Annotated in this window: 21 protein-coding genes; 10 read left to right on the top strand and 11 right to left on the bottom strand. The window is 68.7% G+C overall.

The annotated features are described in order from the left end of the window. The 3 genes from kdpA to AC56KW_RS00685 form a co-directional block, all read right to left on the bottom strand. A complete protein-coding gene (gene kdpA / locus AC56KW_RS00695) occupies nucleotides 1-1,773 on the bottom strand; it encodes a potassium-transporting ATPase subunit KdpA (RefSeq protein WP_497168813.1) in 1,773 nt (590 codons plus the stop codon). Further along, the gene (locus AC56KW_RS00690; RefSeq protein ID WP_497168812.1) at nucleotides 1,773-1,862 is read right to left on the bottom strand and encodes a potassium-transporting ATPase subunit F; all 90 of its coding nucleotides are present in this window, start codon (nucleotides 1,860-1,862) and stop codon (nucleotides 1,773-1,775) included. Before AC56KW_RS00690 ends, kdpA begins: the two co-directional genes overlap by 1 nt. 130 nt (nucleotides 1,863-1,992) lie before the next feature. After that, the gene (locus AC56KW_RS00685; protein WP_497168811.1) at nucleotides 1,993-2,811 is read right to left on the bottom strand and encodes a TorF family putative porin; all 819 of its coding nucleotides are present in this window, start codon (nucleotides 2,809-2,811) and stop codon (nucleotides 1,993-1,995) included. 211 nt (nucleotides 2,812-3,022) lie between these two features. Here AC56KW_RS00685 and AC56KW_RS00680 point away from each other — a divergent pair, with 211 nt between their 5' ends. Continuing rightward, nucleotides 3,023-5,401, top strand: a complete 2,379-nt coding sequence (locus AC56KW_RS00680) for a DUF4214 domain-containing protein (RefSeq protein ID WP_497168810.1) — start codon at nucleotides 3,023-3,025, stop codon at nucleotides 5,399-5,401. A gap of 46 nt (nucleotides 5,402-5,447) precedes the next feature. On the opposite strand, the gene rfaD is transcribed toward AC56KW_RS00680, so the two are convergent. The 3 genes from rfaD to AC56KW_RS00665 are packed head-to-tail and all read right to left on the bottom strand — an operon-like array spanning nucleotide 5,448 to nucleotide 9,177. Next, nucleotides 5,448-6,458 (bottom strand): ADP-glyceromanno-heptose 6-epimerase, encoded by a 1,011-nt coding sequence (gene rfaD / locus AC56KW_RS00675; RefSeq protein WP_497169065.1) that lies wholly within the window; start codon nucleotides 6,456-6,458, stop codon nucleotides 5,448-5,450. A gap of 19 nt (nucleotides 6,459-6,477) precedes the next feature. Next, nucleotides 6,478-7,512 (bottom strand): lipopolysaccharide heptosyltransferase II, encoded by a 1,035-nt coding sequence (gene waaF, locus AC56KW_RS00670; protein WP_497168809.1) that lies wholly within the window; start codon nucleotides 7,510-7,512, stop codon nucleotides 6,478-6,480. Between the two features lie 51 nt (nucleotides 7,513-7,563). Then, nucleotides 7,564-9,177 (bottom strand): ABC-F family ATP-binding cassette domain-containing protein, encoded by a 1,614-nt coding sequence (locus tag AC56KW_RS00665; RefSeq protein WP_497168808.1) that lies wholly within the window; start codon nucleotides 9,175-9,177, stop codon nucleotides 7,564-7,566. 216 nt (nucleotides 9,178-9,393) lie between these two features. Between AC56KW_RS00665 and AC56KW_RS00660 the strand changes: the two genes are divergently transcribed. From AC56KW_RS00660 to AC56KW_RS00650, 3 genes are all read left to right on the top strand, one after another. After that, on the top strand, nucleotides 9,394-9,795 hold the full coding sequence (locus tag AC56KW_RS00660; RefSeq protein WP_497168807.1) for a DUF2946 domain-containing protein: 402 nt from the start codon (nucleotides 9,394-9,396) through the stop codon (nucleotides 9,793-9,795). Nucleotides 9,796-9,904: 109 nt separating this feature from the next. After that, a complete protein-coding gene (locus tag AC56KW_RS00655) occupies nucleotides 9,905-12,079 on the top strand; it encodes a TonB-dependent receptor (protein WP_497168806.1) in 2,175 nt (724 codons plus the stop codon). A gap of 12 nt (nucleotides 12,080-12,091) precedes the next feature. Next, on the top strand, nucleotides 12,092-13,684 hold the full coding sequence (locus AC56KW_RS00650) for a PepSY domain-containing protein (RefSeq protein WP_497168805.1): 1,593 nt from the start codon (nucleotides 12,092-12,094) through the stop codon (nucleotides 13,682-13,684). An 18-nt stretch (nucleotides 13,685-13,702) separates the two neighbouring features. On the opposite strand, the gene AC56KW_RS00645 is transcribed toward AC56KW_RS00650, so the two are convergent. From AC56KW_RS00645 to AC56KW_RS00630, 4 genes are all read right to left on the bottom strand, one after another. Continuing rightward, nucleotides 13,703-14,509, bottom strand: a complete 807-nt coding sequence (locus AC56KW_RS00645; protein ID WP_497168804.1) for a fatty acid desaturase — start codon at nucleotides 14,507-14,509, stop codon at nucleotides 13,703-13,705. A 140-nt stretch (nucleotides 14,510-14,649) separates the two neighbouring features. Continuing rightward, nucleotides 14,650-15,999: a VWA domain-containing protein gene (locus tag AC56KW_RS00640; RefSeq protein ID WP_497168803.1), complete on the bottom strand. Its 1,350-nt coding sequence runs from the start codon at nucleotides 15,997-15,999 to the stop codon at nucleotides 14,650-14,652. 29 nt (nucleotides 16,000-16,028) lie between these two features. Next, nucleotides 16,029-17,594 carry a TerC family protein gene (locus AC56KW_RS00635; RefSeq protein ID WP_497168802.1) on the bottom strand — a complete coding sequence of 522 codons (1,566 nt, stop codon included), beginning with the start codon at nucleotides 17,592-17,594 and terminating at the stop codon, nucleotides 16,029-16,031. A 227-nt stretch (nucleotides 17,595-17,821) separates the two neighbouring features. Next, entirely contained in the window at nucleotides 17,822-19,075 is a 1,254-nt protein-coding gene (locus tag AC56KW_RS00630) for a CaiB/BaiF CoA transferase family protein (RefSeq protein ID WP_497168801.1), read from the bottom strand. Between the two features lie 19 nt (nucleotides 19,076-19,094). On the opposite strand from AC56KW_RS00630, the gene AC56KW_RS00625 reads away from it, so the two are divergent. Next, nucleotides 19,095-19,262 carry a hypothetical protein gene (locus AC56KW_RS00625; RefSeq protein ID WP_497168800.1) on the top strand — a complete coding sequence of 56 codons (168 nt, stop codon included), beginning with the start codon at nucleotides 19,095-19,097 and terminating at the stop codon, nucleotides 19,260-19,262. A 41-nt stretch (nucleotides 19,263-19,303) separates the two neighbouring features. Next, complete coding sequence (locus tag AC56KW_RS00620) at nucleotides 19,304-20,122, top strand: substrate binding domain-containing protein (protein ID WP_497168799.1); 819 nt, start codon at nucleotides 19,304-19,306, stop codon at nucleotides 20,120-20,122. Between the two features lie 34 nt (nucleotides 20,123-20,156). On the opposite strand, the gene AC56KW_RS00615 is transcribed toward AC56KW_RS00620, so the two are convergent. Further along, the gene (locus AC56KW_RS00615) at nucleotides 20,157-20,942 is read right to left on the bottom strand and encodes an IclR family transcriptional regulator domain-containing protein (RefSeq protein ID WP_497168798.1); all 786 of its coding nucleotides are present in this window, start codon (nucleotides 20,940-20,942) and stop codon (nucleotides 20,157-20,159) included. Between the two features lie 150 nt (nucleotides 20,943-21,092). On the opposite strand from AC56KW_RS00615, the gene pcaH reads away from it, so the two are divergent. Genes pcaH through pcaCD form a run of 4 tightly spaced genes read left to right on the top strand, consistent with a single transcriptional unit; the run spans nucleotide 21,093 to nucleotide 24,950 of the window. Beyond that, nucleotides 21,093-21,785 (top strand): protocatechuate 3,4-dioxygenase subunit beta, encoded by a 693-nt coding sequence (pcaH, locus tag AC56KW_RS00610; protein ID WP_497168797.1) that lies wholly within the window; start codon nucleotides 21,093-21,095, stop codon nucleotides 21,783-21,785. 11 nt (nucleotides 21,786-21,796) lie between these two features. Further along, nucleotides 21,797-22,339 (top strand): peptidase associated/transthyretin-like domain-containing protein, encoded by a 543-nt coding sequence (locus AC56KW_RS00605; RefSeq protein ID WP_497168796.1) that lies wholly within the window; start codon nucleotides 21,797-21,799, stop codon nucleotides 22,337-22,339. Then, the gene (pcaB, locus tag AC56KW_RS00600; RefSeq protein WP_497168795.1) at nucleotides 22,336-23,688 is read left to right on the top strand and encodes a 3-carboxy-cis,cis-muconate cycloisomerase; all 1,353 of its coding nucleotides are present in this window, start codon (nucleotides 22,336-22,338) and stop codon (nucleotides 23,686-23,688) included. Before AC56KW_RS00605 ends, pcaB begins: the two co-directional genes overlap by 4 nt. Next, entirely contained in the window at nucleotides 23,685-24,950 is a 1,266-nt protein-coding gene (gene pcaCD, locus AC56KW_RS00595; protein ID WP_497168794.1) for a bifunctional 4-carboxymuconolactone decarboxylase/3-oxoadipate enol-lactonase PcaCD, read from the top strand. The genes pcaB and pcaCD overlap by 4 nt, the downstream gene beginning before the upstream one ends. Nucleotides 24,951-25,156: the final 206 nt, after the last annotated feature.

Genomic DNA, 25,156 nt, shown 5'->3' with positions numbered 1-25,156 from the left:
TCATTCTCCGAACAGCTGGAGGTGTTCGACCACCGGACCCAGCGCCAGGGCCGGGACGTAGTTGAGGACACCGACCAGCACGACGACGACGGCGAGCATGCCGACGAACATCAGGCCATGGGTAGGCAAGGTGCCGGGGGTGGCGGGCAGGCGCTGGTGGCCAGCCAGCGAGCCGGCGATCGCCAGCACCGGCACGATCACCGCGAAGCGGCCGAACCACATCGCCACGCCCAGCAAGGAGTTGTAGAACGGCGTGTTGGCGGACAGGCCGGCGAACGCGCTGCCGTTGTTGTTGGCCGCGGATGTGAGCCCGTACAGGATCTCCGAGAAGCCATGCGCACCCGGATTGGCCACCCCGACGGTCCCAAGCGCCGACGTCACCGCCAGCGCGGTGCCCAGCAAGACCAGGCAGGGCGTGACCAGGATGACCAGCGCGGCCATCTTCATCTCGTAGGCCTGGATCTTCTTGCCCAGGTATTCCGGCGTGCGGCCGATCATCAGGCCGGCGATGAACACCGACAGGATCGCGAACACCAGCATGCCGTAAAGACCCGAGCCGACGCCGCCGAAGACCACTTCGCCGAACTGCATCATCACCATCGGCACCATGCCGCCCAGCGGCATGAAGGAGTCGTGCATGGCATTGACCGCGCCGCAGGATGCGGCCGTGGTGATCACGGCGAACAGGCTCGATGCGGCGATGCCGAAGCGGGTCTCCTTGCCTTCCATATTGCCTCCCGCCTGCAGGCTGCTCGCGACCTGGTCGACGCCCAGAGGGGTCAGGAGCGGATTGGCCTGCTGCTCGGCGGCGAAGGCGGCGACCGCCGCGATCGAAAACAGCAGTGTCATCGTGCCCAGCACCGCCCACCCCTGGCGGATGTCGCCCACCAGGTGGCCGAAGGCGAAGCACAGCGCGGCCGGGATCAGGAAGATGGCGACCATCTGCGCGAAATTGGTCAGCGCATTCGGGTTCTCGAACGGGTGCGCCGAATTGGCGTTGAAGTAGCCGCCGCCATTCGTGCCCAGCATCTTGATGGCCTCCTGCGACGCGACGGCGCCCATTGGTATCACCTGGGTCTCGGCGCGCGCCTCGGTCGCGGCGCCGCCGTCAGCGGCCGGCACGCTATAGGCCACCGGTTCCAGCAGGCGCGCATCGATGTGGCCCCCCAGGCTCTGCACCACGCCCTGCCCGGCCAGGAACACGGCCAGGATCACGGACAAGGGCAGCAGCAGGTACAAGGTCGAGCGGGTCAGGTCGACCCAGAAGTTGCCGATCGCGCTGCTTGACCTCGCGGCGAAGCCGCGCACCAGCGCGAACACGACGGCGATGCCGGTAGCGGCCGAAAAGAAGTTCTGGCCGGCCAGGCCCACCATCTGGGTCAGGATGCTCATGGTCTGCTCGCCGCTATAGCCCTGCCAGTTGGTGTTGGCGACGAAGCTGATGGCGGTGTTGAAGCTCGAGTCGGGGCTCACGTTGGCCATGCGCTCGGGATTGAGCGGCAGCCAGGCCTGCACCCGCTGCAGCGCGTAGACAAAGATTGCGCCGACCGCATTGAAGGCGATGAGCGCCAGTGCGTACGCTTTCCAGTCCTGGGCCGCGCTGGCGGCGGGGCCGGCCAGGCGGTACAGCGCACGCTCGATGCCGGCGGCCCAACCCAGGCCGGGTACCGCGCCGTCAAGCGCGACGCGGGCGATGAACCGGCCAAGCGGCCAGGCAAGCAGCAGCAGCACCAGCAGGAAGGCGGCGAGGAGGACGATGAATTCGGTCGTCATCACAATTGCTCCGGCTTGAACAGGGCCACCAGCAGGTAGACCAGCAGTGCGCCGGCGGCCAGGCCGCCGATCACGTAAGAAAGGTTCATGGCTTGCCCCCAGCTTGTGCGCAACCGGCCACCAGCAGGCAGGTCAGGCGGACGAAGATCAGGAGTGCGCCGAGATAGATGAGATCCATGGACGTTCGCTTTCAGCGTTGTTGTTATGGGGAGCGGCTGGTCAGAAAGTGCGGCTGACGGTCAGTTGCAGGGCGTCGCGGCCGGTGAACTTGCCGTTGACCGGCGAGGTATAGGCCGACTCGTTCGCATTGGTGCCCAGGTAGGCGAGGCTCACCGTGGCCAGCGCGAACGAGCGGCTCACGCCGACCTTCCAGTCGGTGTAGTCGGACGCGGGGTTGTTCTTCACTTCCTGCCGGCCGGCGTGCAGCTGCAGGGTCAAGCCGTTGCCGATGTCGAGGTTGGCGCCGATGTCCAGGTAGCCGCTGTTCTCGCTGTCGACGAAGCCGAACAGGTTGGTGGTGGCGTGCGAATACTTGACGTAGGCCGGGCCATAGGCCAGCTGCGCATAGACTTCGGTGGTATGGGCATCGACCCAGCCCGGGAGCCGGCCCAGGCGGTTGTCCGGATAGAAGTAGCGCAGCACGCCGACGTCATAGCTTGCGCCAGGCGCCAGGTCGGGCAGCAGCGCGCCGCGTTTGCCGCCATAGACGTCGATCTCGACTTTGCCATCGCCGCCGGCATCCTCGACCCATTTGATGGTCGAGGCCCAGGCGCCCGCGTACCAGCCGTCCGCATGGGCATAATCGACGCCGCCCTGCAGGGCGGGGCGCAGGCGGGTCTGCGAAATGGCGCGGTAGCGGTAGTCGGAAGTGACGGCGAGGTTCCAGGTAAAGGAAGGGGAAGATGCGGACGCCGGCGCGGACGCCGGCTGCGCGACAGCCGCGCCGGCGGTGGTCTGTGCGTGGGCGGCGCCTGCCAGCGCGAGGGTGCAGGCTGCCGCGGCCAGGGTGGCCAGGCGCGCTTGAATCGGTGCTTTCATGTTTTCTGCTCGTGGTGGTTGTCGACACCATGGGCCGCGTGGGGCAGCCACATGGAATACAAGCAGGGTAGCGATCCAGGCGTAAAAACCGGGTATAAACGTCGAGATGCCATGTAAACGCCGTGTAAACGGCGCAACCAGGCATCTCATATGCACCGCACAATTTATCTTGCTTGACGCATACTTCATCCTTTTCCATAAGGCGAGAATCATGCGACGATCCCAAGCGGCTCCCATCGTGCTGGCCATGTTGCTGCTGTCCGGCTGCGGAGGGCAAGCCGATGCGCCCACGCCGCAAGCCATGTCCGGCGAGGCCAGGTCGGTCGCGCGCCCCGGCGAGCTGCTGGGTGTCCCGATCACCAACGACCAGGCACGGGCGGCGCAGCGCCACGCTCCCGGCGTCGGCCATGACGGCAAGGAATCGGCCCGGATCGTCGGCGACGGCGTCCCGTTCGCCATTGACACCGGCGACCGTGAACAGGTGCGCCTGTACTTCAACCGCATCTACAGCGAACCCACGCCGCCGCCCGGCTGGTCCGGCAGCCACCTCACCGGGGTGCCGGGCACGACCACCCTCGCCTTCAGGACCGCGACCATCCAGCGCCTGAACTGGTACCGCGCGATGGCCGGGCTGCCGGCCGCGGTCAGGCTATCGGAAGCCAGCAGCGCCAAGGCGCAGCAGGCGGCGCTCATGATGAGTGCGGCCGGCCAGCTGTCGCACTTCCCGACGTCCGACTGGAAATTCTATACGCCGATCGGTGCCGAAGCCGCGGCCAGTTCCAACCTGGCCCTCGGCGGCATCGGTCCGGACGCGATCGACCAGTACATCAGGGACGACGGCGACAACAACGCCCCGGTCGGCCATCGGCGCTGGATCTTCCACCCGCAGGCGCGTACCGTCGGCACCGGCGACGTACCGTCGACTGCGAGCGCCGGCCAATACCTCTACGCGGCGAACGCGCTGTGGGTCGCCGACGTCGATTACGCGGCGCCCCGCCCGGCCGCGCGCGACGACTTCGTCGCCTGGCCGGCGCGCGGCTACGTGCCTTATTCCACGGTCTACGAACGCTGGTCGCTGTCCTACCCGAGTGCCGATTTCAGCCGCGCGCAGGTATCGGTCACGCGCGACGGCGTCCCGGTCGGCCTTGCCGTCGAGCCGGTGACGGTCGGATACGGCGACAATACGCTCGTCTGGAAAATGCCGGACATCGACGCCACGCGCACGCACGCCCGGCCGAAGGCCGACGTTCGCTACCGGGTCAGCATTGCCAATGTGTTGGTGGCCCAGCGCGCCCGCAGCTTCGACTACGAGGTGACGGTGTTCGACCCCACCGTCGCCACGCCCGGCAGGACGCTGCCGGTGGCTTCCGCGCCAGCCCTGGTGCCGAGCGGCCAGCCATATGCCGCGCGCATCGCCGCGCTGCCCGGCACCACCGCCTACAGCCTGCTCGACTACCTGCGCACGCCGCTGGCGGACAAGCGCCCGGCCCCGTTCGACGCCGCCACCTGGACGACCGCGAATGGCGGCGGCCACCCCATCCTCGACAAGAACGCGCTGCGCTTCTACGTGGACAACAACGAATGGGGCGCCCAGACCGCCACGCTCAACAAGATACTGTACGTGTTGCCCGGCGCTGCGCGGGTCCTGGTCACCCGGTCGATGGGGCTGGCCACGACGACGCAGCATTTCCGGGTGCAGGTCTCGATCGACGATGGCGGCAGTTGGCGCGACGCCTACAGCGAAGCCGGACGCGCGGCGCAGGCGCCGCACAGCGGCGTGCTGCGGGTGGCGCTGGACAGCTATGCCGGCAAGATCCTCAGGCTGCGCATCGCCTCGGACATGACCGACAGCGCCTACATCGGCACGGACACCGGCTGGAGCGTCACCGACGTCGCCTTCGAGGGCGTCGAAGAGCTGACCCAGGGCCGCGAACAGCGTAACGCCGGCGGCGAATTCACCCTGACCCCGGCCCGCCCGGGCAACTACCTGCTGCTGCCGCGCGCCGAACTGCATGGCCTGGTCGACACCGACCCCGGCGCCGCCGTGCCGGTCACGGCCGATGGCGTCATGCTGAGCGGTCCACGCTCGTCGTACACGCTCAGCCGCCGCGATGGCGTGCTCACCATTGTCGACAACGCGGGCCACGACGGCGCCCAGACCGTGCGCAACCCGTTCCGCCTCGAGTTCACCGACCTGACGCTGGCGTTCGATGTCGACGGCAACGCCGGCAAGGCCTACCGCCTGTACCGAGCCGCCTTCAACCGCCAGCCGGACGCCGGGGGACTGGGGTTCTGGATCCGCGGGCTGGATGGCGGCTTGAGCCCGGAAGGCATGGCGAATGCGTTCGCGGGCTCGCCTGAATTCGCCAGCCTGTACGGCGCCGCGCCGACCCACGGCCAGGTCATCACGGCCTTGTATCGCAACGTGCTGCACCGCGCTCCGGACGAGGGCGGCGCCGCCTTCTGGCTGCAGCACCTGGCCAACGGCATGCCGCTGGCGCAAGTGCTGGTCGCGTTCAGCGAGAGCCCAGAAAACAAACAGCAGGTGGCGGCCGAGACCGACCTCGGCATCGCCTACACCCGCCAGTAGCGGATGGGGCGCCGCGCGCCGATCCCGGATCGGCGCCGACGGCGGGTCAGCGCGCCGGCTGGGCGCGCAGCCAGTCCATGTACTTCGCCACGCCGGTTGCGACATCCGTGAACGGCGCGTCGTAGCCGACCGCGCGCAGCGCCCCGATATCGGCCTGGGTGAAGCTCTGGTACTTGCCCTTCAGTTTGTCGGGGAAGGGCAGGTATTCCAGCAGCCCTGCGTCGATGATCTGCTGCAGCGACAGCGCCGGCTTGCCTTCGTTGGCCAGGGCGTTGACCGTGGCCACCGCCAGGTCGTTGAACGGCTGGGCGCGGCCGGTGCCGAGGTTGAAGATGCCGCGTTTATCGGGATGGTCCAGGAAGAACAGGTTGACCTTGACCACGTCTTCGACATAGATGAAGTCGCGCATCTGGGTGCCGGCCTCGTAGCCTTCGTTGGCGCCGAACAGCCGCACCTTGCCGTCCTTGAGGAACTGGTTGTACTGGTGGAACGGCACCGACGCCATCGTGCCCTTGTGCCCTTCGAGCGGACCATAGACATTGAAGTAGCGCAGGCCGACCACCTGGCTGCCGGCGTCCTGGCCCTTGGCCTGCCAGTAGCGGCGCAGGTACTGGTCGAACAGGAATTTCGAATAGCCGTAGACATTCAGCGGACGCTCGAGCGGACGCTCCTCGCGGAACACGGTGCCCGCGCCGTACACGGCGGCCGACGAGGCGTAGATGAAGGGGATGCCCTGGCGCTGGCAGAATTCGAACAGGGCGACCGTGTAGTCGTAGTTATTCTTCATCATGTAGCGGCCGTCCGTCTCCATCGTGTTGGAGCAGGCGCCCTGGTGCAGCACGGCGGTGAACTTGTTGTCGAATTCTCCCGCCTTCAGGCGCACCAGGAAGTCTTCCTTGTCCGCGTAGTCGGCGATCTCGGCGTCGACGATGTTGTGGAACTTCTCGGGACGCGACATGTTGTCGACGGCGAAGACGCTGAACGGCTCGCGCTGCGACAGCGCGTGCACGAGGTTCGCGCCGATGAAGCCTGCTGCGCCGGTTACCAGAATCATGATGGGGTCCTCTTCAATATCGTTATGCGGGCGCCCGGGCGCCGGCAAGCATGGGTTGCAATGGCTGCCACACGGCGTCCGGGAGAATCTGCTTCATGCAGTTCTGGTGCCCCAGCGGGCATTCGCGCTGCTGGCAGGGCGAGCATTCGATGTGCAGCCACAGGATTTGCGCCAGTTGCGACAGGGGCGGCGTGTGGCGCGGGTCGGTGGGACCATAGATCGCCACCACCGGCCGCCCCAGCGCCGCGCCGATGTGCATCAGGCCCGAGTCGTTGGTGACCACGGCGGCGGCGCGCGCGATCAGCGCGATCGCTTCGCTGAGCGAAGTCGCGCCGGCGAGGTTGTGCGCCTGCGGCACGATGGCCGTGATCTCGTCGCACACCGCGCGGTCCTTGGGAGAGCCCAGTAGCAGGATTTGCGCGTCCGGGCGATTGGCCAGGATGGTCTGCGCCAGTTCGGCGAAATAGGTCGACGGCCAGCGCTTGGCCGGGCCGAATTCGGCGCCGGGCGCGAAGGCCACGAAGACGCCCGGCGGCAGCTGCAAGCGCGCGATCGCGGCCTCGGCTTCGCCCGCGGCGACCGTCATCACCGGCTCGGGCAGGCGCTTGGGACGCGGCAAATGCCGCACCGGCGCATCGGCCAGCGCCTGGTAGAACTGGGCCATCGGGCGCGGCGCGGCCTTGTCGTCGTGGTGCATCACGTTGACCAGGCCATAGCGCATCTCGCCCTTGTAGCCGACCCGCTTCGGGATCCCGGCCAGCCAGGGGATCAGCGCGAACTTCAGGGTATTCGGCAGCACATAGGAATCGGCATAGCCGCGCGCCTTGAGTATCTTCGCGAAGGCCTTGCGCTCCTTCCACTGCAGCGAACCGTGCTTGAACGGCGACTCGACGACGGTGTCGACTTCCGCCATCGCGCGCCATACCGGCGCCACCCAGGTCGGCGCCAGCACGTCGATCGGCCGCTCCGGCGCGCGCTCCTTGAGCCGGCGCAGCAGCGGCTGGGCCATCACGGCGTCGCCGATCCAGTTCGGGGAAATCACAAGGGTGCGCGACATGGTGTTCTTCAGGTGCTGTTCGAGCCCGGGATTATAACAATCGCGGCCGAATCAGCACGCTTCCAGGCGCCAGCCGCTGTCCAGCGCAGACAGGCGATGGGTCAGCCCAATGCGCTCCAGGAACACGCGGTCGTGCGACACCACCACCAGCGCGCCGTGATAGGCGTTCAACATCGCCTCCAGTGCCGCCAGCGATGCCAGGTCGAGGTGGTTGGTCGGCTCGTCCAGCAACAGCAGCGCCGGCGGCGTGTCGGCGTACAGCGCGCAGGCCAGGGCCGCCTTCAGGCGCTCGCCGCCGCTCAGCGTGCTGATTGGCTGGTTGACCGTGCCCGCGTCCAATCCCAGCTGGACCAGCCAGGTGCGCAGCCTGTCCTGTCCCGCGCTGCGGTTCACCTCCAGCAGCTGCGCGAGGGTCGAGCGCCGCGGATCGAGGCTGCCCAGCTGCTGGTCGAGCCAGGCGACCTGCGACGGCAGGCTGCGCTCGCCCGCGACTGGGTCGAGCCGCCCCGCCAGCACCTTGAGCAGGGTCGACTTGCCGCTGCCGTTCGGGCCGACCACGGCCACGCGCTGGCGCCCCGTCAGGATCAGGTCGATGCGGCCCAGCGGCGGCGGCACCCACGGCAGCACGACCGCCTCCAGTTGCGCCACCCGGCGCCCGGCGGCGCCCTCGACCGCCGCCGCATGGATGCGCACGGCCGCATCGCCGGCGAGGCCTTGGACGGCGTCACGCACGCGTTCGACCTGCCCGCTGCGCGCGGCCTCGTGCTGCCGGCGCAGGCGCCCGGCGCTGCCTTCGCTGCGCTCCTTGCCGCGGCCGAGCAGGATGGCGGCCTGGTTGGCCTGTTTCGCGTTGCGGTTGCCGCGCGCCTCGCGCCGGTCCTGGCGTTCGCGCTGGGCGCGCCGCGCTGCTTCATCGCGCTTCAGATCCTGGCGCGCATGCTCGAGCGCGCCCTGCGCCGCCTCCTGCTCCTGGCGCCGCGCTTCCTCGTAGAACGTGTAGTTGCCGCCGTAGCTGCGCAGGCCATCGCCGGAGAGCTCGACGATACGCTCCATGGCGTCCAGCAGTTCGCGGTCGTGGCTGATCACCAGCAAGCCTTTGGGCCAGGCCTGCAACTGGCGCAGCAGCGCCGCGCGGCCGGCGGCATCGAGGTGGTTGCTCGGCTCGTCGAGGATCAGGAAATCGGGGTCGAACAGCGTGGCGCCCAGCAGCGCCACGCGCATCGCCTCGCCGCCGCTGAGCGCGGCCACGGGCGTATCGATCGACATATGCGGCAGCCCCTGCGCCTGGCACGCCTGGCGCAGGCGCGCGGCGATGTCCCAGTGCTCGCCCACCGCATCGAAGTCACGCGGATCGACGCTGCCGGCCCCGATGCACGCCAGCGCGTCCGTGATCGCCTCGACGCCGGCCAGTTCGGCCACCGAGGCCGCCTCGCCGCCGCCCGGCTGCTGCGCGAGATACGCGACGCGGCCGCTGCGCAGGCAGCGGCCCGTGCTCGGCGCCAGCTCGCCGGCCAGCAGGCGCGCCAGCATCGACTTGCCGACGCCATTGCGTCCCACCAGCCCGGTGCGGCGCCCGTCGAATTGATGGTGCAGGTGTGAAAACAGGGCTCTGCCGTCGGGCAGATACAGCGAAACGCCGTCGAGCGCTAGAATAGGATTCGTCATATGCAAGACTCCAGGGATGCCTGAACGCTTCCACAGCCTGGCTGGGAAGACCAAAGAAATGGCATCGATGAGGTATTACACGCGCGGCTCCCGAGGGGTTGGCCGGCAATGGTAACAGCGCCCGTCCGCCACCACAAGCGTCTGGCCCGCCGCCTTTCACCTGGACATATTGACCACCCGTGCGCGCCGCCGCGCCAGCAAGACTATAATTTTGACATGCACAGGCTCCGCACAACCCGAACGCTGTATGGCTGGACCGTCCTCCTGGCGTTCCTGTTCGGCCTGTTCGCGCCTGCGATCTCCCATGCGGTGGCCCACGCCAGCCAACAGCCGGCGTCCGCCTGGATCACCGAGATCTGCAGCGCCAGCGGCACCCGCCATGTGATGGTGATCGACGCCGCCCCGCACAGCGATACGCCGGCGGTGCCCGACATGTCGCACTGCGAGCTGTGCTGCTCGCACCACCACGCGCCATTGGCGCCGCCAGTGCAGGCAACGCTGGTGCTGGCGCTCGATCACGAGCGCGATCGCTACCCTCTCCTGTTCTACCGCGCTCCGCGCCCGCAGCACGCCTGGACGCCCACGCAGTCGCGCGGGCCACCATCTTCGCTTTCCTGATTCGTCCCTAAAAAATACGATGTCCTGTGATGCATCCCGTGCGTCGCAGGTAGACCCGCATTGATACGCGCCGCGACGCAGCATCAGCGTCGCGCAAACAGGATTCGCAATGAAGACACGCTTACACGTAGAGCCGCGCAAGCTGGCACTCGCCATCGGTTGCGCCGTGGCTGCCTGGCAGGCCCCGGCCAAGGCCGACAACCTGTCGCAGGCCATTCCCACCGTCGAAGTCACGGCCGCCGCGCCGCACGCCAACGGCCTGCTCAAGCTCGATACGCCGACTGACACCGGCAGCCGCCTCGGCCTCACCGCCCGCGAAACGCCGGCCAGCATTACCGTGGTCGACCGCGGCCTGATCGAGGTGCGCGGGGCCCAGGACACGCAGGAGATCCTGCGCGGCATCCCTGGCGTCACCGCCCATAACGCCCCCGGCAATATCGGCGTCAGCTACCGCGGCTTCGGCAGCGGCTCGGTGAGCCAGCTGTTCAACGGCATCAATGTGCAGTATTCGATCGCCGCGCGGCCGGTCGACAGCTGGATCATCGACCGCGTCGAAGCGATCGGCGGCCCGTCGAGCTTCCTGTTCGGCTCCGGCGCCGTCGGCGGCTCGATCAACTACCTCACCAAGCTGGCCACCACGCGCGACTTTTCCGAAGGCCGGCTGCGCCTGGGCGCCGACGACCTGAAGGAAGCGTCGGTCGGCCTGAACCGCCGCGTGGGCGACGGCCACTACGCGCGCATCGACGTCAACCACCGCGACACGGGCAGCTGGGTCGACGGCGTCGACAGCCGCTCGACCCAGTTGGCGGCGTCGCTGCGGTCCGACTTCGGACGCGGCTTCACGCATACGCTGGCCTATGAGTTCCAGCAGGAAGACGTCGACCGGCCCTACTGGGGCACGCCGCTCCTGAATCCGCTCTCGAGCCCGACCATGGGCAAGCTGCGCATCGACGAAGCCACCCGCTTCAAGAACTACAATAGCGCCGACGGCGTCTACGACCAGCGCGTGCAGTGGCTGCGCTCGATCGGCGCGTGGAAGGTGAGCGACGCCCTGCAGCTGACCAACACCTTCTATGTCTACGACGCGCTGCGCGACTATCGCAACGTCGAGAGCTACCGCTTCAATCCATCCAACACGCAAGTCATCCGTTCGAGCGCCCTGCTCCAGCGCCACGACCAGACGCTGGTGGGCGACCGCATCGACGGCACCTACCGGGGCCGGATCGGCACGCTGCGCAGCGATTGGGCGTTCGGGCTGGACTTCAGCATCAACCGCCAGACCCGCTACCCGAACAGCCAGTCGGCCGTGGTGGGCAGCGTTGACCCCTACCGGTTCGTCACCGAGCGCTTCTTCGACGTGCCCGGCATCACGCCGCTCTACCGTCCCGACCGCGACAACGAGGTCAAGACCACGGCGCTCTACGTCGAGAACCGCACCGCGCTGCTGCCGGCGCTGAACCTGGTTACCGCCCTGCGCCACGAGCGGATCGAACTCGACCTGGTCAACCGGCGCGACATCACCCCCGCCGCGCCCGCGACCTTCTCGCGCAGCTACAACCCCACTACCGGACGCCTGGGCCTGGTGTGGGACGTCGCGCCCGGCATGAACCTCTACGCCCAGTACGCGACCGCCGCCGACCCGCCATCGGGCGTGCTGTCCACCGCCTCGTTCGCCGACGTGAGCAATAACAGCGAACTGACCACCGGCCGCCAGGCCGAGGTCGGCGCCAAGGTCGACTTCTGGCAGGGCAAGGGTTCGGCAACCGTGGCCGCCTACCACATCACGCGCAAGAACATCGCGACCCAGGATCCGGATAACAGCCTGCTGACCATCCTGGTCGGCGAACAGTCGTCGCAGGGCGTCGAACTGGCGCTGGGCCTGCAACCGACGAGGCGCCTGTCCGTGCAGGGCAACTTCACCTATGTCGATGCCCAGTACGAGAACTACCGCCAGGGCGGCGTCTCGCTGGCCGGGAAGACGCCGGCCAACACGCCGTCGACGGTGGCCAATGTGTGGGCGTCGTATGCCGTCACCCCGTCCGTGCACGCCCACGTCGGCGCACGGCGCGTCGGCAAGGTGTACGCCGACGCCGCCAACACCCTGTACTGGCCGGCGTATACCTTCGTCGACCTGGGCCTGAGCTGGCAGGTCAGCCGGACGATGACGCTGGAAGCGCGCGTGCGCAACCTTACCGACCGGCTGTACGCGGCCAATGTCACCAACACGATGGCCTATCTCGGCGCGCCGCGCACGGCGGACGTGGCGCTGCGCATGGCCTTCTGACGGGAGCAGACGATGGGAGCACGACTGAAACGCTGGCTGTTCCTGGTCCACCGCTGGCTCGGCATCGGCGTCTGCCTGCTGTTCGCGATGTGGTTCGTCTCGGGCATGGTCATGATGTACGTCGGCTATCCGAAGCTGACCGAACAAGAGCGGCTGCAGCACCTGCCGCGCCTGGATGCGGGCGCGCCGATTTCGGGACAACTACTGGCCCCGGCCCAGGCGCTGGCGGCGGCCGGCATCGCCGGCCCGCTCGACGAGTTGCGCCTGGCCGCGTCCAGCGGCGGCCAGGTGGTGTATGTGGCGACGCCGGCGCGCGGCGACGTTCCGGCTGGCCGCAAGCCGCCCCCCAAGGGCAGCGGCGCGGTGGTGATCGACGCCGTGAGCGGACAGCGCCTGCAGGCGGTGGACGAAGTCCATGCGCTGGCCAGCGCGGCGGCCTATGCCGGGCCGGGCACGAAACTCGACTACCTTGGCACGATCGACGAGGACGCGTTCACCCACTCGCGCGCGCTCGACCCGCACCGTCCGCTGCACAAGGTCGGGCTGGGCGACGCCGAACGCACCCTGCTCTATATCTCGGGCCGCAGCGGCGAAGTGGTGCGCGACGCCACGCGCAGCGAGCAGCTGTGGAATTATGCGGGCGCCTGGATCCACTGGCTGTATCCGTTGCGCGGCAATGCCTTCGAGCCCTACTGGACCGACATCGTCAATTGGCTGTCGATCCTCGGCATCGCGATGGCGCTCACCGGAACCGTGGCCGGCATCCTGCGCTGGCGCTTTCGCAGGCCCTATCGCAGCGGCGCGCGCACTCCCTATCCCGGCGCCATGATGCGCTGGCACCACATCACCGGCATGCTGTTCGCGCTGGTGACGATCACCTGGATCTTCAGCGGCCTGATGTCGATGAACCCCTGGCGCATCTTCGACACCGGCGCGCCGAAGCTGGACATGCAAGCCCTGCAGGGCGGGCCGCTGGTGCTTGGCGCCGGCGACGCCGCGCCGCAGGCCCTGCTGGCGGCGGCTGGCGGCGGCGTGCGCGAGCTGCGCTGGACCCGCGTGCTGGGAGAAAACCGGGTGCTGGCCCAGGCGGCCGGCGGTTCGCCCCGGGTGCTGGCCAGCCGCGACGGCAGCCAGGTCGATCTCGATGCGGCGGCGCTGCGCACGGCGGCCGCGCGGCTGCTGCCGGCGCCGGTCGCCCGGGTCGAGCAGCTGACCGGCTACGACCTGTATTACTACGCGCGCGACGCCCACACGATGACGGGTGGCGGCGCGAAGCCGCTGCCGATCCTGCGCATCGTGTTCGACGATCCGCATGCGACCTGGATCCATCTCGACCCGCACACCGGCGCAGTGCTCGGCCGCCTGGACAGCGGCAAGCGCACCAGCCGCTGGCTGTTCGCCATGCTGCATTCGTGGGATTGGCTGCCGCTCATCGAACGGCGTCCGCTATGGGACCTGGTGCTGATCGCGTTGAGCCTGGGCGGCACCCTGCTCAGCGTGACCGGAGTGGTGATCGGCTGGCGCCGGCTGGGACGCAAACTGCGCACGGCGCGCCACGATTCGACCGTGGGCGCGCCGCGCACGGAAGTGGCCGGCGTGTCATGACGCCGGCCTCACGGACGCTTATTGGCCGGCGGCGCCCGCCACGTGGCGGCCGGGCTGCGGCTGCTCGCCGCTCGGCAGGCGGTCGACGCGGTTGATCTTGGCCAGGCGCAGGACGGACAGCACGCGCAGCACCAGGTAGCCCGAATCGAATTCCCACCATTTCATCGACAGCTTGGCCGAGGCCGGGTTGGCGTGGTGATTGTTGTGCAACTCGGCGCCGCCGAAGATGATCCCGATCGGGAAGAAGTTGCGCGAGTCTTCCTTGGTCTGGAAGTTGCGGTAGCCGACCACGTGGAAGATGCCGTTGATGAAGCCCGACGCCCAGAACGGCAGGATCGACAGCTGGAACAGCCAGATCATGAAGCCTGCGGCCGGGCCGAACACCAGCAGTTCGACGGCCAGGAAGAACAAGGCGCCGCGGAACCGGTGCCTGGTGTACAGGTGCTCGTCCATCCAGTCTTCCTTGATGCCGACCCCATAGGCCTTCACCAGGTCGGCGTCGCGCGCCGCCTTGCGGTACAGGAGCGTACCCTTGCCCAGGATGGTCCACAGGCCATGGATGCGCGGGCTGTGCGGATCGTCCTCGGTATCGCATTTCGCGTGGTGCTTGCGGTGCACCGCGACCCAGGTCTTGGCGGTGACGCCATAGGTGGTGAGCCAGATCCACATGCGGAATAACTGGCACAGGATCGGATGGAAGGTCACGGCGCGATGGCTGCGCGAACGGTGCAGATACAGTTCGCTGGCGAAGACGGTCATGATGTACGACCCTGCCATGGTCAGTGCGATGCCTGTTGGGCTGAGCTGGATGAAGCCTTCGAACACGGTGTTTCTCCTGGTGTATGCGACGATACGGACGTCTTGACGTCTTGACGATACGGAAAGAATAACGTGGGCCGGCCGACGGCCAATGCAGGAATAGAAAGGCTTTTACCCTTCTATTAACACCATGATCGCCGTCGGTGTCAGCCGATCATGCCGCGCCGGTGGGCTTCCTTTACCCATTGCGGGTATTCGTTCATCAGCAGGTCGTACAGCGCGCCATCGGCATGCTCGTCGGGCGAAGCCACCGAGAAGAAGTCGGCATTGTCGATCATGCGGCCATCGAGTGCGTCCAGCTTTTCCAGGAACGGGAAATCCGAATCGGCGAAGTTGGCCAGTGCCTTCGATCCGGACTTGCGGCCCTTGCCGATGCCCATGAACTGCCAGAAGATCGGTTCGCGGCTGGCCCAGCGCAACTGGCGCTCGGTCAGTGGCTTGTCCGAGGTCGAGCCGTCGGTCACGAACATCACATACACCGGTACCGGGGCCTTGACCGCGGCCTTGCGCTCGCCGCCCAAGCCGTCCGGGAAGTAATGCCGGCGCACCGCCTCGATCGCGGCGCCGTAGCGGGTGTCGCCTTCGAGCGGATGCTTGTCGATGATCTGCCTGATGTAGTTCGACCAGTTGGTGAGCCCCATCGGGTCGCCCCGGTGCACATTGCGGCCGAACAGGAAGACGTCGATCTCGCCGTCGTCGTCGAAGCGGCAACCCAGCGCCAGGATGCGCTCGGCGAACTGCTGCACCAGGCCCTTGCGGTACAAGGTGCTCATCGAGCCCGAGATGTCCAGCACCAGGCAGACCTTGGCGCGATGCTGCCCCAGGCCGGCTTTTTCCAGCGACACCGCCGCCGACTTGACCAGGCTGACCAGCTGCGGGGCGGCCTGGGCGACGCGCTTTTCCAGGTCGACCGCGGCGGCGCGCGGCGCGACTGCCTGTGCAGCTGACGAAGGTGACGAAGGTGACGGCGGCGGCGCATCGGCGACCGCGCCGCCGAAGTGCCGCACCAGCGCGTCCAGGCCGCCGTTGAATCCCTGGCCGACCGCCATGAAGCGCCACCCGCCATCCCTGCGATACAGTTCGCCCAGCATGAGCGCCTTCTCGCCGGCGAAATCGCGGCCGCTGAAGTCGACGCGCGCGAATTCGCCCTGTGGACCGACGAGGCGCAGGCTGCCGGCCTGCAACTGCGACATGAGCGCATTGCCGTCGGTGCTGGCCACGATGCTGACGCGATCGACCCAGGCCGGCAGGCTGGCGAGCCGGAATTGGAAGCCTTCGGCGTCCGGCCCTACGCTGCCCAGCGCCACGCCGCCACAAGGCGTGGACGGCTGGTTGAAGAAGGTCATGTAGCGCTCGTCGGCCAGCTTGCCGCCGGCGTCGAGGGCGAAGCAGGCAAAGTCCAGCGCCAGTCCGCGGGCCGACAGGCCGGCCTGCAGGACGCCGTCGGGAGCCATCTGCGCCAGGGCCAGGCGCGCGCCACGTTCCAGCTGCTGCATGTCATTCTCCAGTCAAGGGCTCGCTCGGATCAGCCTTTCTCGGGCGGCCGCGCGAATTCGTCGTCGATGCGGGTGGCGATCACGGTCGCGATGCGGCGCTCCAGCACCTGCGCCACCTCGAACCTGAAACCTTCGATCTCGACCGCGTCGCCCACTTTCGGCAGGTTGCCGAAGCGTTCGAGCATCAGGCCGGCCAGCGAGGTGTAGTCGTCGGTGTCGCCCACCAGGGCGTCGACCTCGAGCACCTGCTCCAGATAGTGCAGGTCGGCGGTGCCGTCGACGCGCCAGCGGCCGGGGGCCAGTGCCTGCACCACCGGCTGCTCGTCCTCGTCGGGGAATTCGCCGGCGATTGCTTCCAGGATGTCGATCGGCGTCACCAGGCCCTGCAGGGTGCCGTATTCGTCGGCGATGATCACCAGCTGGCCGTGCGAGCGCTTGAGGCGGTCCATCACCTTCAGCACGCCGCTGGCGTCGGGCATGATGATCGGCGTGCGGATATGGGCCGCGTCGATCGCGCCGGACTGGGTCAGGTCGGCGATCAGGTCCTTGGCGCGCGCCACGCCGATCACTTCGTCGAGCTGGCCGCGGCACACTGGGAAGAAGCCGTGCGGCGTGGCCAGCAGCTGGGCGCGGATCGTGTCGGCGTCATCTTCGATATTGATCCACGAGATTTCCGAGCGGTTGGTCATGATCGAGCGCACCGAGCGCTGCGACAGGCTCAATACGCCGCTGACCATATTGCGTTCCTCGGCCTCGAAGGCCGGTTCCTCGGCGGCCTGCGCCACGGTTTCCGGTTCGTCGTGGTGGTCGGCGCCGCGCTTGCTGCCCAGCAGGCGCAGCACGGCATCGGCGGTGCGGTCGCGCAGCGGGATGTGCGCTTCCTGCTTCACGAAGTTGCGGCGCGCCAGCTGGTTGAAGAACTCGATCACGACCGAGAAGCCGATCGCGGCGTACAGGTAACCCTTCGGAATGTGGAAGCCCAGTCCTTCGGCGATCAGCGACAGGCCGATCATCAGGAGGAAGGACAGGCACAGCACGACGACGGTCGGATGGGCATTGACGAAGCGCGTCAGCGGCTTCGATGCGAACAGCATGACACCCATCGAGATGATGACGGCGGCCATCATGACGCCCAGCTGCTCGACCATGCCGACCGCCGTGATCACGGCGTCGAGCGAGAACACGGCGTCGAGCACGATGATCTGCGCCACCACGGCGGCGAAGCTCGCGTACTCGCGCTTCCCGGTCTGGACGTGCGACTTGCCTTCGACGCGCTCGTGCAGTTCCATGGTCGCCTTGGCAAGCAGGAAGATACCGCCGAGCAGAAGGATCAGGTCGCGGCCAGAGAAGTCCAGCGTACCAATGGAAAACAGCGGCGCGGTGAGCGTGACCAGCCACGAGATCATCGTGAGCAGGCCAAGGCGCATGATCATGGCGAGGGACAGGCCAAGGAGTCGTGCCTTGTCGCGCTGGTGCGGGGGGAGTTTGTCCGCCAGGATGGCGATGAAAATCAGGTTATCGATGCCCAGGACGATTTCGAGCACGACAAGAGTGAGCAAGCCGACCCATATATTCGGGTCAAGTAGCCATTCCATTGGAGAGTTTTGTAGTGAAGGAAGGGGCATTGTACGCGATCGTGCCGGCATCCAGGCAGAACCAGGGCCGAAGCGACGTCAAGTCGCGACGCCGTCGCGCGCCGCGCACCTGGCGTCTTCCAGGTGGCAGGCCTGTGCGGCGACTTCTCGTGCCGCGCTGGTGGCCTGCCGGTTTGCCTAGCGGCGCGGCGGCGGATGCCTCTGTTTCAGGAAGCCAGGCCAACGACTCAGATAACCCCGCTGCGTACGAGCCGGTCGAGTTCCTCCTGGCTGAAGCCGAGCAGCCCGCGATAGACGTCGCCATTGCTGGCCCCGAGCGCGAGACCCGGCTTGTCGAAGCCGGTGAACGCGTCCGACATGCGGATCGGCAGGCCGCCGGCCACGACGTCTTCGACCGCGCCATATACCGGATGTTCGAGGCGCGCGGTCTCGCCGCGCGCCAGCAGGCCGGGATCGCGCACCGCCTCGGCCGGATCGCGCACCGGGCCGTTGGGCACCCCGCAGCCGTTCAGCAAGGCGGCCGCCGCTTCCGCGTCCATGCCGCGGGTCCACGCGGCCACCATCTCGTGCAGGACGGCGTGGTTGCGCACCCGTGCCGCGCGGCTGCCGAAGCGCGCATCCTCGATCAGTTCCGGCCTGCCCATGGCGCGAAACAGGCCCGCGGCAAAGGCATCCTTCGGCGCGCTGATCGCGATATGGCCGTCGGCGGTCGGGAACACGCCGGATGGCGCCAGGCGCGCCAGCACATTGCCGGAGCGGGTGGCATGTCCCAGTCTGCGCTCCATCTCGAACGGCTCGGCCGCCACCAGCGCGCTCATCGCCCCCAGCAGCGACACGTCGACCTGCTGGCCCTGCCCCGTGGCGCGGGCGCGCAGCACGGCGGCCAGGGTGCCGATGGTGGCGAACAGCGGCGCGGCCTGGTCGCCGATGGGAATGCCTACCCGTACCGGCGGCTCGCCATCGGCGCCGGACGCCAGCATCAGGCCACTCATCGCCTGGATCACGATGTCCACCGCCTTGTTGCGGGCCGGATCGGCATCGGGGCCGAAGCCGCTGATCGAGGTGTAGACGATGGCCGGGTTGACCGCGCGGCAACTGGCGTAGTCGATGCCCAGGCGCCCGGTCACGCCCGGGCTGAAGTTCTCGACGACCACGTCGGCGCGGCGCACCAGGTCCATGAAGATGGCGTGGGCATCCGGGTGCTTCAGGTTGAGGGTGACGGCTTGCTTGTTGCGCCCGCGATCGAGGCTGGCGAGCGACAGGTCGTCGTCGTGCTGCGGCGCGGCCTTGACGCCGTCGCGCCCCAGGAACAGCGAGTTGCCGCGCGCCGCGTCGGGATTGTTCGGGTTCTCGATCTTGATGACCCGCGCGCCGAGCCCTGCCAGCAGCAGCGTCGCATAAGGCCCGGCCAGCATCGTGGTGAGGTCGAGGACGGTCACGCCCTCGAGTGGGCCCGGCGGCTTGCCGGCGTCGTGTTCCATGGCTGCCCTTGTGTAAAAGGTGACAGCCGCCAGTCTATCGCAGTGCGCGCCGGCCGGCGAGCGCCTGGCCGGCCAGGCCGAGCCGACCGTCGGCAAGCTCGAAACCGACGCGACGTCGGCCCCTACCCGTGCCGCGCGCCGGCGGTTGCTGATGCTGCGGCGAAAATATCCTTACGCGGGCGCGTGATCGCGGCCAGCGGCCGCTATCGGCGGCGGCCAGGTCCACGCGTGCTTGACGTTACAGCTTGCCTTGCGCGACCAGATCCCGGGTGCGCTCCAGGGTCGACAGCAAGGCCGTCTTGTAGCCATTGTCGCTGTCCATCCACGCTTGTTCCGCCTGCGCTGCACGAGCGCACCAGCGTCCTGCTGAACGAGATCGACGAGACCGCCGGGGCGATCGCCCAGGGCGGCGCCCGGCCCCGGGGCCGGCTGCGCATCAGCGCGCCGCTGCTGTTCTCGCAGGCCGCGATGGGGAAGCTGGCCGCGGGCTTTGCGCTGAAGTATCCCGAGGTCAGGCTCGAGGTGACGACCGAGGACCGGCCGGTCGACATGGTCGAGGAAGGCTATGACCTGGTCATCCGCGTCAATCCGGCGCCGGACGCGAGCCTCGTCGGGCGCATCTTCTTGCGCGACCGGCTGGTGGTCGTCGCGCCGCCTGGCCTCGCGCGGCCCGGCGCCGACGATATCGTTCCCGGCTTCGTACGCGGCGCGCGCCGCGAACGCCTCGCCTGGCATCTCGTCACGCCGGCCGGCGCGGCGACCATCGATGTCGAGCCGGTGCTGGCCCTGGCATCGCTGTTCATGGTGCGCGATGCGGTGCGGCTCGGCGTCGGCGCCGCCCAGCTGCCCTATTCGCTGGTAAGCCGCGACCTGGCCGCCGGGACGCTGGTCGGCTGGGGCGACATCGACGGACCGGAAACCGCGCTATGGGCGCTGTATCCGTCGCGCCGCCTGCTCAGCGCGCGCGTGTCGGCCTTCCTCGCCTACCTGAAGGAGGCCTTCCCGCTGGGGACGGCGGAAGAACTGGCGGCTTACCTGGTCGACTAATGGCCGAGTAATGGCCGGGTAGAGTCCTGGCCGTCTACAGCAGCGCCGCCAGCTCGACCTGCGCCTTGAGCAGGGCCGGCAGGCAGCGCTCGACGATCTCGCCGGCCGGAATGCGGGCCGCGTGCAGGCTGACGTTCATCGCCGCCACGGTCTCTCCCCTGAAATTGCGGATCGGGACCGCCAGCGTGCGCAAACCCAGTTCCAGCTCCTGGTCCACCACAGCGTAACCCTGGGCGCGGGTGCGCGCGACCTCGTGCAGCAGGCGCTCGTGGTCGACGATCGTATACTCGGTGAACGCTTCGGGGGCGGCGCGCGCCAGGCAGGCGGCTGCCTGCTCGGGCGCGAGGCCAGACAGCAGCGCACGGCCGTTGGCGGTGCACCAGGCCGGCACGCGGGTTCCTGGTTGCAGGGTGCTCGACACCAGCTTGCCGGCGCTGACCGCCGCCACGCACACCAGGTCGTCCCCTTCCAGCACCCCGCACGACGCCGCCTCGCCCAGCGAATAGGCGAGCCGGTACAGCAGCGGCTGGACGATGCGCGGCAGGCGCGCCGAATGCAGGTAGCTCTGGCCCAGGCGCAGCACCTTGGGCGTGAGCCAGAACACCTTGTCGTGCTGGCGCGCATAGCCCAGGTGGACCAGGGTGATCAGGTAGCGGCGCGCCGCCGCCCGCGTCAGGCCGGTGCGCGCCGCCACCTCGCTGATGCTCAGGCGCGAGCGCTCCTGGTCGAAGGCCTCGATCACCTGCAAGCCCTTCTCCAGTCCCGCGATCAGGTCGCGCGCCTGCGGCGCTGCGGCCTCCAGTAAATCGTCTTGCTCCATAAATAACCCCCGATTTGTGCGATTAACGCACACTTTGGGCGCTCTGCGCAACCGGCGTGCATTTGCCAGCTTCTCAAGCGCAGCGCTGCTGCCTACCATGGACTGACCCCAAGCAGGCGGCCGCGCCGTCGACGTCCACAGGAGATCACCGTGCAATTCGATGCGCTCGCGCCGGGCAGCCACCCCGGCCTCATCTACCCCGCCTATAAATCGACCGTGAAACGCGGTCCCACCCTGCCCCCGGTCGCGATCCACGCGCCGGCGTCGCTCAAGACCAACCTGGCGGCGCCCCGCTCGCTGCTGCTGCCGTTCGACGCCGACCTGACCGCCCAGGGCGCCGGCGCTCCACTGGGCGAGAAGATCGTGGTCACCGGCCGCGTGCTGGACCAGGACGGCAAGCCGGTGCGCAACTCGCTGCTCGAGGTGTGGCAGGCCAATGCCTCGGGCCGCTACCGCCACACGCGCGACCAGCACAATGCGCCGCTCGACCCCAACTTCAATGGCTGGGGCAAGATGCTGACCGACGACGACGGCCGCTATCGCTTCGTCACCATCAAGCCGGGCGCCTACCCCTGGGGCAACCACGACAAGGCCTGGCGTCCGGCCCACATCCACTTCTCGCTGTTCGGGAACGCGTATGCGCAGCGCCTGGTGACCCAGATGTACTTCCCGGGCGACCCGCTGTTCGCGTTCGACCCGATCTACCAGAGCATCCCCGACCTGGCCGCGCGCGAGCGCCTGGTGTCGCGCTTCAGCCTTCCCGAGACGGTCGGCGACCAGATGCTGGGCTATGAATTCGACATCGTCCTGCGCGGCCGCGACGCCACGCCCTTCGGCCTTTGACAGGAGCAGCCATGACGCAATCCGTTTCGCAAGCCATTACCCCATCCCAGACCATCGGCCCCTTCTCGCACGAAGCCTGGCAGTGGGCCTGCGCCGCCTGCGCGCCTGCCGGCGCCGACGGCGCGGATACGATCACCATCAGCGGCGTGCTGCGCGACGGCGACGGCGCGCCGGTCAGTGACGGCATGATCGAGGCCTGGACCCCGGGCGCCGCCACCATCGAGCACGAACGCGCGCACCAGCTGGCCGGCTTTCGCCGGGCGCCGACCGACGACCAGGGCCGCTTCACGCTGGTGCTGAGCCGCGTCAAGGAAGCGTCGTGCGAGCCGGCCGCCCTGGTCACGGTGTTCATGCGCGGCCTGCTGGTGCACCAGTTCAGCGCCGTGTTCCTGGAAGACGACGACCTCGATCGCGCCGAGCTGCTGCGCCAGGTGCCGGCCGAGCGCCGCGCCACCCTGGTCGCGCGCAACACCGGCCCGGCCAGCTACGCCTGGGACATCCGCATGCAGGGCGAGCGCGAGACCGTGTTCTTCGACTACGGCGGCGCGCCATGAGCGTGGCGCTGTTCGACGGTTTCCTGTCGTCGTCCGAGATGATCGCCGTGTTCGACGACGGCGTCATGGTGCAGGCCATGTTCGACTTCGAAGGGGCGCTGGCCCAGGCCCAGGCCGCGCACGGCGTCATCCCCGACAGCGCGGCGCGCGCCATCGCCGGCGTGTGCAAGGCGCCGCTGTACGACATCCCGGCGCTGGTGCGCGCGGGCCGGCGCGCCGGCAGCCTGGCTATCCCGCTGGTGAAGGAATTGACGGCGGCGGTGGCGTTGTACGACGAGGAAGCCTCTACCTTCGTGCATCGCGGCAGCACCAGCCAGGACGTGATCGACAGCGCCATGGTGCTGGTCACGCGCCAGGCGCTGGCCCTGGTCGAGCGCGACCTGGCGCGCCTCGTCGATGCCCTGCTGGCCTTGGCCGACAAGCACCTGGATACCCCGGTGCTGGCGCGTACCCTGATGCAGCCGGCCCAGGTCAGCAGCTTCGGCCTGAAGGCCGCGCAATGGGCCGCGCCCCTGGCGCGCGCGCGCAAGCGCCTGCGCGCCGCCGCCCGCGACGCCCTCCAGTTGCAGCTGGGCGGCGCGGTCGGCACCCGCTCGGCGCTCGGCGAACATGGCGCCGTGGTGGCGCGCAGCATGGCGACCGCATTGGGCCTGGGCTGTCCGGTCGCCAGCTGGCACACCCAGCGCGACGAGTGGGTGCGCCTGGGGCTCGAGGTGGCGCTGCTCACCGCCAGCCTGGGCAAGATCGCGACCGACCTGGCCCTGATGGCCCAGGGCGAGGTCGGCGAGCTGGCCGAGCCAGGCGGCGCGGGGCGCGGCGGCTCATCCGCCATGCCGCACAAGCGCAACCCGGTGGCGGCGATGACGGCCTTGGCAGCCAGCAGCCGCACCCCGCACGTGGCCGCCGCCCTGCTGGGCAGCATGGGCCAGCAGCACGAGCGCGGCCTGGGCAACTGGCAGGCCGAGCTGGCCGAATGGCCTTCGCTGTTCCTGTCGGCCCACGGCGCGCTGGCGGCGCTGGCCGACGCCTTCGACGGGCTCGAAGTGAACGCGGCGCGCATGCGCGCCAATATCGACAACCTGCAGGGCCTGGTGTTCGCCGAAGGCGCGGCCGGCCTGCTGGCCGAGACCATGGGGCGCACCAGGGCCCACGCCCTGCTCGAAGACCTGAGCCGCAAGGCGCTGGCCGAGGACGTGCACCTGGCAACGCTGGTGCGCGAGCTCGAGGGCGCAGATCGGGCCCGGGTCGACGCCCTGTTCGACCCGGTCAATGCCGCGCGGCCCGGCGCCCAGCTGGCGCGCGCACTGCTGGCGCAACTGCGCCAAACACAAGAAGAGGATGCCCGATGAGCCACGACCCGATCGACCACGACTATGAGCGCGGCCTGCGCAACCGGCGCGCCATCCTGGGCGACGCCTGGGTCGAGCGCTCGCTGCACAACGCCAACGATTTCAATGCCGACTTCCAGAACCTGATCACGCGCTTCGCCTGGCACGAGATCTGGGGCCGGCCGGGCCTGGAGGCGCGCATGCGGCGCGTGATCGTGCTGGCCACCACCATGGCGCTGGCGCGCTGGGAAGAATTCGAGCTGCACGTGCGCGCCGCGCTGCAGGACGAGAGCGACAACGGCCTCACGCGCGAGGAATTGAAAGAGGTGCTGATGCAGGCCGCGATCTATGCCGGCGTGCCGGCCGCGAACACGGGCTTTTCGCTGGCCCAGCACATCCTGCGCGAGCTCGACTTCCCGCTGGCGCCGGGCGTGCCGGGCGACGTCGCCCACCCAGGCGTGGGCCGCATGGCCACGACCCAGGCTAGCCCCCGGCTGCGCTACAGCGTGCGCGAGGCGCGGCATGGCGGCGCGCCTCGCCACACGGTCGTGCTGAGCCACGCCCTCGGCTGCGACATGGACATGTGGGACAGCCTGGCCGACCACCTGGCGCGCGAGTGCCGGGTGATCTGCTACGACCACCGCGGCCATGGCGGCTCGGATGCACCGCCCGGCCCTTACACGATGGCCGACCTGGCCGACGACGCGGCGCGCCTGCTCGATGAACTCGACGCCGGCCCGATCGTCTGGGTCGGCCTGTCGATGGGCGGCATGGTAGGCCAGGAGCTGGCGCTGCGCCATCCGCGGCTGGTGAAGGCGCTGGTGGTGGCCAATTCGACGTCCGGCTATCCGGAAGCGGCGCGCACCATGTGGCGCGAGCGCATCGCCAAGGTCGAGGCGGAGGGCGTGGAAGCGATCGCCGACGCCGTGATGGGGCGCTATTTCGACGACGCCTTTTGCAGCGCCAATCCGGCGACGGTCGCGCGCTTCCGGCGCCGCGTGGCGGGCACCGATGCGGGAGGCTACGCGGGCTGCTGCGCGGCGGTGGCCGGGATGGACACCACCGGGCGGCTCGCGGAGATCGCCGTGCCGACCCTGGTGATCGCCGGCGAACGCGACGCCGGCACGCCGCCGGCCATGTCGGCGACCATCGCGCAAGGCGTGCCAGGAGCGCGGCTGGCGGTCATTCCCGATGCGACGCACCTGAGCGCGATCGAGCAGCCGGCGCGTTTCAACAGTCTGGTGCACGTCTTCATCCAGGGCCTGGCGGGCCGGGACGCGTGATCGACCCTGCATGTCAGCCTGCGCCCCGCGCAGGCTCGCATGTGGATCGCCGGCGTTCGCAGCATGCCGCGGCGCGCCGAGGTTGGGCCCCGCCATCGCGGGGGCGACGGTGTGTGCGGGCGATGGTATGTCTGCTGGCGATGGTATGTCTGCGGGGATGGTCTGCCGCGGGCTGCGGGGATGACGATGGCTTGCCTCGTGTAGGA

Source organism: Telluria sp. RT2P19, from assembly GCF_059685725.1.
This window is presented reverse-complemented; position numbering and strand designations above follow the sequence as displayed.

Excerpts from the sequence above, each read along its gene's own strand:
- kdpA (WP_497168813.1), bottom strand. The coding sequence starts at position 1,773 with ATGACGACCGAATTCATCGTCCTCCTCGCCGCCTTCCTGCTGGTGCTG.
- AC56KW_RS00690 (WP_497168812.1), bottom strand. The coding sequence starts at position 1,862 with ATGAACCTTTCTTACGTGATCGGCGGCCTGGCCGCCGGCGCACTGCTG.
- AC56KW_RS00685 (WP_497168811.1), bottom strand. The coding sequence starts at position 2,811 with ATGAAAGCACCGATTCAAGCGCGCCTGGCCACCCTGGCCGCGGCAGCC.
- AC56KW_RS00680 (WP_497168810.1), top strand. The coding sequence starts at position 3,023 with ATGCGACGATCCCAAGCGGCTCCCATCGTGCTGGCCATGTTGCTGCTG.
- waaF (WP_497168809.1), bottom strand. The coding sequence starts at position 7,512 with ATGTCGCGCACCCTTGTGATTTCCCCGAACTGGATCGGCGACGCCGTG.
- AC56KW_RS00665 (WP_497168808.1), bottom strand. The coding sequence starts at position 9,177 with ATGACGAATCCTATTCTAGCGCTCGACGGCGTTTCGCTGTATCTGCCC.
- AC56KW_RS00660 (WP_497168807.1), top strand. The coding sequence starts at position 9,394 with ATGCACAGGCTCCGCACAACCCGAACGCTGTATGGCTGGACCGTCCTC.
- AC56KW_RS00655 (WP_497168806.1), top strand. The coding sequence starts at position 9,905 with ATGAAGACACGCTTACACGTAGAGCCGCGCAAGCTGGCACTCGCCATC.
- AC56KW_RS00650 (WP_497168805.1), top strand. The coding sequence starts at position 12,092 with ATGGGAGCACGACTGAAACGCTGGCTGTTCCTGGTCCACCGCTGGCTC.
- AC56KW_RS00640 (WP_497168803.1), bottom strand. The coding sequence starts at position 15,999 with ATGCAGCAGCTGGAACGTGGCGCGCGCCTGGCCCTGGCGCAGATGGCT.
- AC56KW_RS00635 (WP_497168802.1), bottom strand. The coding sequence starts at position 17,594 with ATGGAATGGCTACTTGACCCGAATATATGGGTCGGCTTGCTCACTCTT.
- AC56KW_RS00630 (WP_497168801.1), bottom strand. The coding sequence starts at position 19,075 with ATGGAACACGACGCCGGCAAGCCGCCGGGCCCACTCGAGGGCGTGACC.
- AC56KW_RS00615 (WP_497168798.1), bottom strand. The coding sequence starts at position 20,942 with ATGGAGCAAGACGATTTACTGGAGGCCGCAGCGCCGCAGGCGCGCGAC.
- AC56KW_RS00605 (WP_497168796.1), top strand. The coding sequence starts at position 21,797 with ATGACGCAATCCGTTTCGCAAGCCATTACCCCATCCCAGACCATCGGC.
- pcaB (WP_497168795.1), top strand. The coding sequence starts at position 22,336 with ATGAGCGTGGCGCTGTTCGACGGTTTCCTGTCGTCGTCCGAGATGATC.
- pcaCD (WP_497168794.1), top strand. The coding sequence starts at position 23,685 with ATGAGCCACGACCCGATCGACCACGACTATGAGCGCGGCCTGCGCAAC.